Annotated in this window: 8 protein-coding genes; 4 read left to right on the top strand and 4 right to left on the bottom strand. The window is 67.6% G+C overall.

Annotated features, from left to right (window positions below; genetic code table 11):
* Positions 1 to 213: 213 nt before the first annotated feature.
* The gene (locus VJ655_RS11280; protein ID WP_324111154.1) at positions 214 to 348 is read left to right on the top strand and encodes a hypothetical protein; all 135 of its coding nucleotides are present in this window, start codon (positions 214 to 216) and stop codon (positions 346 to 348) included.
* A 59-nt stretch (positions 349 to 407) separates the two neighbouring features.
* A complete protein-coding gene (locus VJ655_RS11275) occupies positions 408 to 1121 on the top strand; it encodes an HAD family hydrolase (protein ID WP_324111153.1) in 714 nt (237 codons plus the stop codon).
* 108 nt (positions 1122 to 1229) lie between these two features.
* Here the strand turns inward: VJ655_RS11275 and VJ655_RS11270 are convergent, their stop codons facing one another.
* The 4 genes from VJ655_RS11270 to manD all read right to left on the bottom strand — a co-directional run bounded on the left by VJ655_RS11270 (position 1230) and on the right by manD (position 5042).
* Positions 1230 to 2324 (bottom strand): acyltransferase, encoded by a 1095-nt coding sequence (locus VJ655_RS11270; RefSeq protein ID WP_324111152.1) that lies wholly within the window; start codon positions 2322 to 2324, stop codon positions 1230 to 1232.
* 102 nt (positions 2325 to 2426) lie between these two features.
* Complete coding sequence (locus tag VJ655_RS11265; protein WP_324111155.1) at positions 2427 to 2804, bottom strand: endonuclease domain-containing protein; 378 nt, start codon at positions 2802 to 2804, stop codon at positions 2427 to 2429.
* A 96-nt stretch (positions 2805 to 2900) separates the two neighbouring features.
* A complete protein-coding gene (locus tag VJ655_RS11260; RefSeq protein ID WP_324111151.1) occupies positions 2901 to 3653 on the bottom strand; it encodes a FadR/GntR family transcriptional regulator in 753 nt (250 codons plus the stop codon).
* 177 nt (positions 3654 to 3830) lie between these two features.
* Positions 3831 to 5042 (bottom strand): D-mannonate dehydratase ManD, encoded by a 1212-nt coding sequence (gene manD, locus VJ655_RS11255; protein WP_324111150.1) that lies wholly within the window; start codon positions 5040 to 5042, stop codon positions 3831 to 3833.
* Positions 5043 to 5396: 354 nt separating this feature from the next.
* On the opposite strand from manD, the gene VJ655_RS11250 reads away from it, so the two are divergent.
* Entirely contained in the window at positions 5397 to 7505 is a 2109-nt protein-coding gene (locus VJ655_RS11250; RefSeq protein WP_324111149.1) for an alpha-glucuronidase family glycosyl hydrolase, read from the top strand.
* A gap of 168 nt (positions 7506 to 7673) precedes the next feature.
* A partial coding sequence (locus VJ655_RS11245; RefSeq protein ID WP_324111148.1) for a family 43 glycosylhydrolase occupies positions 7674 to 7931 on the top strand: 258 nt, incomplete at its 3' end.

The following is a 7931-nucleotide window of genomic DNA, read 5'->3' as shown; positions in this document are numbered from 1 at the left end:
CGGACTCCTGGTTCGGGTCCCTCGGGGTCCGGACCGCGTAACCTCCCCCGACCATCTGGCCCGGCCTTGCGCCGGGCCTTTCTTTTGGGCCGGGCCTTTCTCTTGGGCGATGGGCGCCGCGCGCGGACAATCTGTCGCAACCCGGCGGACGCGGAGGGCGCCAGGGCGTTAACGAGGCGCGGGGCAAGCTTCAGCGGGTAAGGAGCGACCCCCATGATCCCGACCCCGCCCCCCGAGCTGTTCTCGCTGACGCGTCTGGCCTTCGGCGTGGCCGAAGCGCTGGTGAGCATGGCGCTGTCGGCGGCGGTTCCGGTCAGCCTGGTGGTTTTCGCGGTGCTGACCTTCTAGGCGCGAGCGTGGGGCATAAGGATTCCGTCGTGTCGGGGCCGGTGCTATGTCGTGAAACCATGACGAGCATCACCACCGTCGGCGTCGACGCCGACGACACCCTTTGGCACTGCGAGAGCCTGTTTCGCCTGTCGCACCAACGCTTCCTGGACCTGCTGTCCGAGCACGGCGACCCGGAGAAGATCGAGGCCCAGCTGACGGCCGTCGAGAAGCGCAATCTCCGGGTCTACGGCTATGGCGCCAAGGGCTTCACCCTGTCGATGATCGAGACGGCGCTGGAGGTCACCGACGGGGCGGTCGACACCCGCGTCATCCGCGAGATCCTGGCGGTCGGTCGCGAGATGCTGACCGAGCCGATCGAGCCCCTGCCGGGCGTCGAGAACGCCCTGGCGGCGCTGTCGGAGCGCTATCGCCTGATCCTGGTCACCAAGGGTGATTTGCTGCACCAGGAGCAGAAGCTGGCCTCCTCGGGCCTGGGCGACTACTTCGTGGCCGTCGAGATCGTGTCGGAGAAGGACGCCAGCACCTACCGCCGGGTCTTCGACCGCTACGGCACGGGCGCGGAGCAGGCGGTGATGGCCGGCAACTCGATGAAGTCCGACATCCTGCCCGCCCTCGACGCCGGCTGCTGGGGCGCCTTGATCCCATACCCGCTGGTCTGGTCGCACGAAGCCGCCGAGGCTCCCGTGGGGCATGAACGCTATGTCGAGCTGGCGAATATCGGGGAACTGCCGGCCTGGGTGGATGGGATCTCGGACAACCCTCTCTCTTAGAGAGAGGGAGGGGCCCGCCGCGAAGCGGTGGGAGGGTGAGAGGTTACAGCGGTAGCCGCAGCGCCGGCCCGCCGTCGAACCTCGTAACCTCTCACCCCAACCCTCTCTCTAAGAGAGAGGGGGCTTTTCGCGCTTCCCCAGCTTCGCCAGCCCATCCCGCGCGGGCCGCTCGAACCCCACCAGCGAAAGATAGGCGATGGGGAACAGCAGGATCACCCAGACGAGGCACCACAGCCGCATGGCGTCGCCGGAGAGGCCCCAGGCGCCAAAGCCCACCCAATTCAGGGCGATCTTCAGCGCGATCGGGTGCAGCAGGTAGAGGCTGAACGACAGCTGCGCCCACGGAGCCAGGCGCCGGCTGACCCCACCCTGGACGCCTTGCGCGTCGGCCGCCACGCCGGCCAGGCCGATGGCGTACATCACCAGCAGCAGCACGGTGCGCGACGTCCCCGCCCACGAGGCGGCCAGGAAAGCCGCCAGCAGGGCCCACATGACGAACCGCGCATAGGGCAGCCGCCCCAGCACGTCACGCATCTGGAACGCCAGCATGCCCAGCATGAACCCCGGAACCGCCCGGGCGACGCCGAAGTCGTAGGTCCATTGCGAGAAGCTCTCGCCGTCGCGGGTCATCCAGACCAGCAGGGCCAGGCTGCCGAACGCCACGGCGGCCGTGGCCCAGCGGCCCTTCGCGGTGATCCAGAACAACAGCGGCAGGGCGACGTACATGCCCATCTCGGCGCTGATCGCCCAGCTGACGAAGTTCCAGGTCTGGGCCTTGCAGGTTCCCCAGGCATGGACGAACAGGAGGTTGGGGACGATGCAGGCGACGTCGTAGCGCGAGGGATCGCGCTCGTTGATCACCCTGGCCCAGCCCAGGGCGGCGATGACGACGAACACCCCCAGCGTCGCCCAGTGCAGCGGCCCCAGCCGCGCCACGCGCTTCTTCAGGAAGTCGCCGTACTTGGCCAAGCTCGTCAGGCGTCCGGTATAGATCGCCGCCATCACGTAGCCGGAGATCAGGAAGAACAGATCCACGATCAGGCTGAAGCTCTTGACCGTGTCGTCGACCGCCTGCCAGTGGCCGTCCAGGTTGATGAACCGGTTGAAGTGGAACACCACGATCATCACCGCCCCGACGATCCGCAGGGCGTCGAGATGCAGCATCTGGTCGGAATCGGGCTTGAGCGGGGGGAGCTTCGGCATGGGGCAGTGGTGGCATGGGAGAAGGGGAGGAACTAGACCCCTCTCTCTTCGAGAGAGGGAGGGGCCCGTCCCGGCGGAAGGCCGGGATGGGAGGGTGAGTGGTCAAGCCCTTCCCATGCGCAACACCGACAGGATTTCGTCCACCGTCCCGCTGGGATCGGCCAGAACCCTCTCGTTTCGGAATCTCAGGACGAGATAACCACAAAGCTCCAGGATCCGCGTGCGCTCGGCGTCGTGGTCCTCCCGGCCTTCATGAACAGGGCCGTCTAGTTCGACGATGACCTTCGAGGACTCGCAAACGAAATCCACGATGTAGCGATCGATGACCGCCTGTCGCATAAACTTGAAACCGCCCACGCGTCGGTTGCGGACCAGCGCCCAGAGCGTCTTCTCGGCGAAGGTCTGGCGCTGGCGAAGCTGACGGGCGATAGCGGTGCGGTTCGCGGGGCGAGGATGGTCTCGCTGGTCAGAGGGACTCAAGGATAGAAATCCGAGTTTCTCGGTGACGGCTTGACCACTCACCCTCCCATCGCTGCGCGATGGGCCCCTCCCTCTCTCAAAGAGAGAGGGATTTCCTCAGATCGCCACCCTTTTCGCGATCGCGTTCCGCCGCGCTTTCGTCTCCTGCTGCGCCTTCTGCACCGCCTCGGTCTCCGTGGCGTGCAGCAGGTGGTCGATGACGCGTTCCAGGTGGTCGCGCATGGCCTGGCGGGCGGCGGCGGGGTCGCGGGCCTTCAGGGCCTCGACGACGCGGCGGTGCTCGACGATACGCGGCTCCAGGCCCATGCCGCGGGCGCGGGTCAGGATGTTGCGGGCCAGGGGCGAGCGGTTGCGCCAGTCCCACAGGTTCTCGATCGTGGCGATGATCGCGCCGTTGCCGGTGGCCCGGGCGATGATCATGTGGAAGTCGCGGTCGGCCGCCTCGCCGCCGTGCTCTTCCTCTTCCTCGTGCATCCGCTGCAGCAGGCCTTCGAGCTCGGCGATCTGCTCGTCGGTGATCGAGGTGGCGGCCAGGGCGGCGGCCTCGCCCTCGAACAGGCGGCGGGCCTCGATCAGCTCGAAGGCGCCGATCTCGAAGTCCATGTCGGGCGAGGGGGCCACCGGGCGCACCGCGCCGGTGACGTAGATGCCCAGGCCGTGGCGAGCCTCGATCATGCCCAGCATTTCCAGCGCGATCATCGCTTCGCGCAGGGTCGGGCGGCTGACGCCGAACTGCTCGGCCAGTTCGCGTTCGGTCGGCAGGCGGTCGCCCAGCTTGTACTGGCCCGCCTCGATGGCGTCGGCCACGGTGTCGGCGATCCTGCGGTAGAGCTTGACGTTGTCAGACATGTGCGGCGTGAGGCTCGGAAGGACGGCGGCGTGCGCCGAAGTCCGGGAATCACTACCACGGAGACCGGCGGAGTTCGGCCTGTTTTTGTGTCCTTTTAGCCGGAATGGTCAGGGCGTGGGACCTCATTGGCCAGACGTCAGGCAGATGTCGGGTGAGGGGAGGGCCGCCGCGCCGGCTCACCAGTCGTGCATCGAGCCATCGAGGCGGCGGGCCACCGGCAGATAGGCGCGCTTGTAGGGATACTTGGCGGCCAGATCCTCGTCGATGTCGACGCCCAGGCCCGGCGCCTCGCCCGGGTGCAGCATGCCGTCCTTGAAGGTGTAGGCGTGCGGGAACACCGCGTCGGTCTCGGGCGTGTGGCGCATATATTCCTGGACCCCGAAGTTGGGGATCGACAGGTCGAAGTGCAGGGCCGCGCCCATGCAGACCGGCGACAGGTCGGTCGCCCCGTGGCAGCCGGTGCGCACGTGGTGCAGGTCGGCGAAGCTGGCCAGCTTCTTCAGGTGGGTGATCCCGCCGGCGTGAACGACCGTGGCGCGGATGTAGTCGATCAGCTGCTCCTCGATCAGCTGCTTGCAGTCCCAGATCGAGTTGAAGATCTCGCCCACGGCCAGCGGAGTGGTGGTGTGCTGGCGAATGATGCGGAAGCTCGCCTGGTTCTCGGCCGGGGTGGCGTCCTCCATCCAGAACAGGCGGTAGGGCTCCAGGTCCTTGCCGAGGCGCCCGGCCTCGATCGGGGTCAGGCGGTGGTGGACGTCGTGCAGCAGGTGGACGTCCCAGCCCAGGCGCTCGCGGGCGGCCTCGAACAGGGCCGGAGCGCTGCGCATGTAGCGCTCGGTCGACCAGATCGTCTCCTTGGGCAGGTCGCTGTCGGCGGGCTCGTAGAACATCTTGTCCTTGGAGACGCCGTAGGTCCCGCTCATGCCCGGCACTCCGGTCTGCAGGCGGATGGCCTTGTAGCCCTGCTCGGCGTAGTGGGCGGCGTTGTCGAGGGTCTCCTCGATCGTCTCGCCGTTGGCGTGGCCATAGACCATCACGCCCGTGCGGCAGGCGCCGCCCAGGAGTTGATACAAGGGCAGGCCGGCGATCTTGCCCTTGATGTCCCACAGCGCCATGTCGACCGCGGCGATGGCGGCCATGGTCACCGGACCCCGGCGCCAGTAGGCGCCGCGATAGAGGTATTGCCAGATGTCCTCGATCTGGTGGGCGTCGCGACCGATCAGGCAGGGAATGACGTGCTGGGTCAGATAGGCCTCGACCGCCAGTTCGCGGCCGTTCAGCGTGGCGTCGCCGATCCCGTACACGCCCTGGTCGGTGACGATCTTCAGGGTGACGAAGTTGCGCCCCGGGCACGTGACGATGGTCTTGGCGGCGATGATCTTGGGCATGGGACGCTTCGGCTGGGCCGCGGGGGGCGTGAATGGGCGGGCCGAAAGACAGGGGACGCGGCGCGCGGACGCGCAGGCCTTCCCATTCCTCCTCCCTGGCTTATGGATGTACCGGTACCATAAAGGTTGTCAACCCGGTGGTCTGACCACTAAGACTATAAGACCCGACCTCGCGCGGCGCCTGTCTCGTGCGGTGTCGTTCCGGGGGCGGAAGTTTCAAATAAGCCGATCTTCCCGGCGAACGCCGGGACCCAGGTTGTAAGGCCGTTTTCCAGACAAGCTTGGCGCCGCGTAGCGCTTGGATCTGGGCCCCGGCGTTCGCCGGAGAAATCGGGATTAGGTGGGAGTGAAACGATGCGTTTGATCGCCCTGGCCCTTGGGCTTCTGCTGCTGGCCGCTCCCGCCGTCCGGGCCGAGGACGGCTATGACCTGTGGCTGCGCTACAAGCCCGTCGAGGCCTCGGCCCGAGCCGCCTACGCCGCCCGCGCCGCCGCCATCGCGCCCGTCCCGGACACCCCCACTTTGAAGGTCGCGCGCGCCGAGCTGGAGCGCGGCCTGACGGGCCTGGTCGGCAAGCCCGCCAGCGCCGCCGCCGGCGCCCGCGACGGGGTGATCCAACTGACCGTCGCGCCGCAAAAGGACCTGGGCGACGAGGGCTATCTGATCCGCACCGTGGCGGTGAACGGCAAGAAGACCACGGTGATCGCCGCCAACCGCGACATTGGCGTCCTCTACGGCGTCTTCCGCTATCTGGAGCTGATCCAGACCCGCCAGCCGGTGGAGACCCTCGACATCGCCTCGTCCCCCAAGGTGAAGCTGCGGCTGCTGAACCACTGGGACAACCTGAACCGCACGGTCGAGCGCGGCTATTCGGGCCAGTCGATCTTCGACTGGTGGCGGCTGCCCGGCCATGTGGACCCGCGCATGGTCGACTACGCCCGCGCCAACGCCTCGCTGGGCATCAACGGCACGGTCCTCAACAACGTCAACGCCAAAGCCGACAGCCTGACCCCGGCCTATATCGCCAAGGCCGCGGCCCTGGCCGACACGTTCCGGCCCTATGGGATCAAGGTCTATCTCTCGGCCCGCTGGTCGGCCCCGGTCGAACTGGGCGGGCTGAAGACCGCCGACCCGCTGGACCCGGCCGTCGCCGCCTTCTGGAAGGCCAAGGCCGACGAGATCTACAAGGCCATCCCCGACTTCGGCGGCTTCCTGGTCAAGGCCAATTCCGAGGGCCAGCCCGGCCCGCAGGACTATGGCCGCACCCATGTCGACGGGGCCAACATGCTGGCCGACGCGGTGGGCCCGCACGGCGGCGTCGTGATCTGGCGCGCCTTCGTCTATTCGCACGAGCAGCCCGACGACCGCGCCAAGCAGGGCTATAGCGAGTTCAAGCCGTTCGACGGCCAGTTCCGCGACAACGTGGTCATCCAGGTCAAGAACGGCGCGATCGACTTCCAGCCGCGCGAGCCGTTCCACCCGCTGTTCGGGGCCATGCCCAAGAGCAACCTCGGCATGGAGTTCCAGATCACCAAGGAATACCTCGGCTTCGCCACCCACCTCGTCTATCTGGGCCCGCTCTACGAGGAGACGCTGAAGGCTGACACGATGGCCCACGGGAAAGGCTCGACCGTGGCCAAGGTCATCGACGGCGCGCTGGACGGCCGCAAGCTGACGGTGATGGCCGGCGTGGCCAATATCGGCACGGACCGCAACTGGAGCGGCTCGCAGTTCGACCAGGCCAACTGGTACGTCTTCGGCCGTCTGGCCTGGGATCCGGAGGCCTCGGCCAGGACGATCGCCGAGGACTGGGCCAAGATGACCTTCACCAACGACCCGCGCTTCGTGAAGCCCGTTGTCGACATGATGATGGGCTCGCGCGAGGCGGCGGTGGACTACATGACGCCGCTGGGCCTGCACCATCAGATGGGCCGCAGCCACCACTACGGCCCAGGCCCCTGGGTGGCTGGCGGCGAGCGCGCCGACTGGACCAGCGTCTACTACGCCAAGGCCGGACCCGACGGGATCGGCTTCGACCGCACCCCCACCGGCAGCAACGCCACGGCCCAGTACGCCCCGGCCGTGGGCGCCTGCTTCGCCGACCTCAAGTGCGTCGACGAGAAGGACCTGCTGTGGTTCCACCACCTGCCCTGGGACTACCGCCTGAAGTCCGGCGACACCCTGTGGGACGGCATGGTCAAGCACTACGGGCGCGGCGTCGCGTACGTGGACGGCATGGAGAAGACCTGGGCGTCGGTCGCGCCCTATGTCGACGCCCCGCGCCACGCCGAGGTCGCCGACTTCCTGAAGATCCAGCGAAACGAGGCCCAGTGGTGGCGCGACGCCTCGATCGCCTGGTTCCAGACCTTCTCCAAGCGCCCCCTGCCGCCCGGCGAAAAGCCGCCGGCCCGGACGCTGGACTATTACGAGAGCCTGCAGTTCCCCTACGCGCCGGGGATTTGAGGATATCGAGCGCCCCCTCCGTCGCGGTGCATATCCGCACCGCGCCACCTCCCCCGCGTCGCGGGTGAGGAGGGGGCTTCATCCTCCCCCGTGCGAACGGGGGAGGTGGATCGCCGCGAGCCGCAGCGAGACGGAGGGGGCGCTCAACAGCCCCGATGGGAGAGACGCATGATCAGACTGACCCTGGCCCTGGCGCTGCTGGCCGGAACCGCTGCCTCCAATACGGCGTGGGCCGCGCCCAACACCGCCCAGTTCAGCAACTTCGTCTATCAGGGCAGCGACCCGTCCGACGCGATCAAGGCCGGGCCGGGCCAGTATCGCAACCCGGTCCTGCAGGGCTTCTATCCCGACCCCAGCATCACGCGGGTGGGCAAGGACTACTACCTGGTCAACTCGACCTTCGCCTGGTTTCCGGGCCTGCCGATC

Origin of the sequence: Caulobacter sp., from assembly GCF_035254145.1 — a bacterium.
Taxonomy (GTDB): domain Bacteria; phylum Pseudomonadota; class Alphaproteobacteria; order Caulobacterales; family Caulobacteraceae; genus Caulobacter.
Note: the sequence above shows the minus strand (reverse complement) of the source record. Positions and strands in the feature narration are given on the sequence as shown.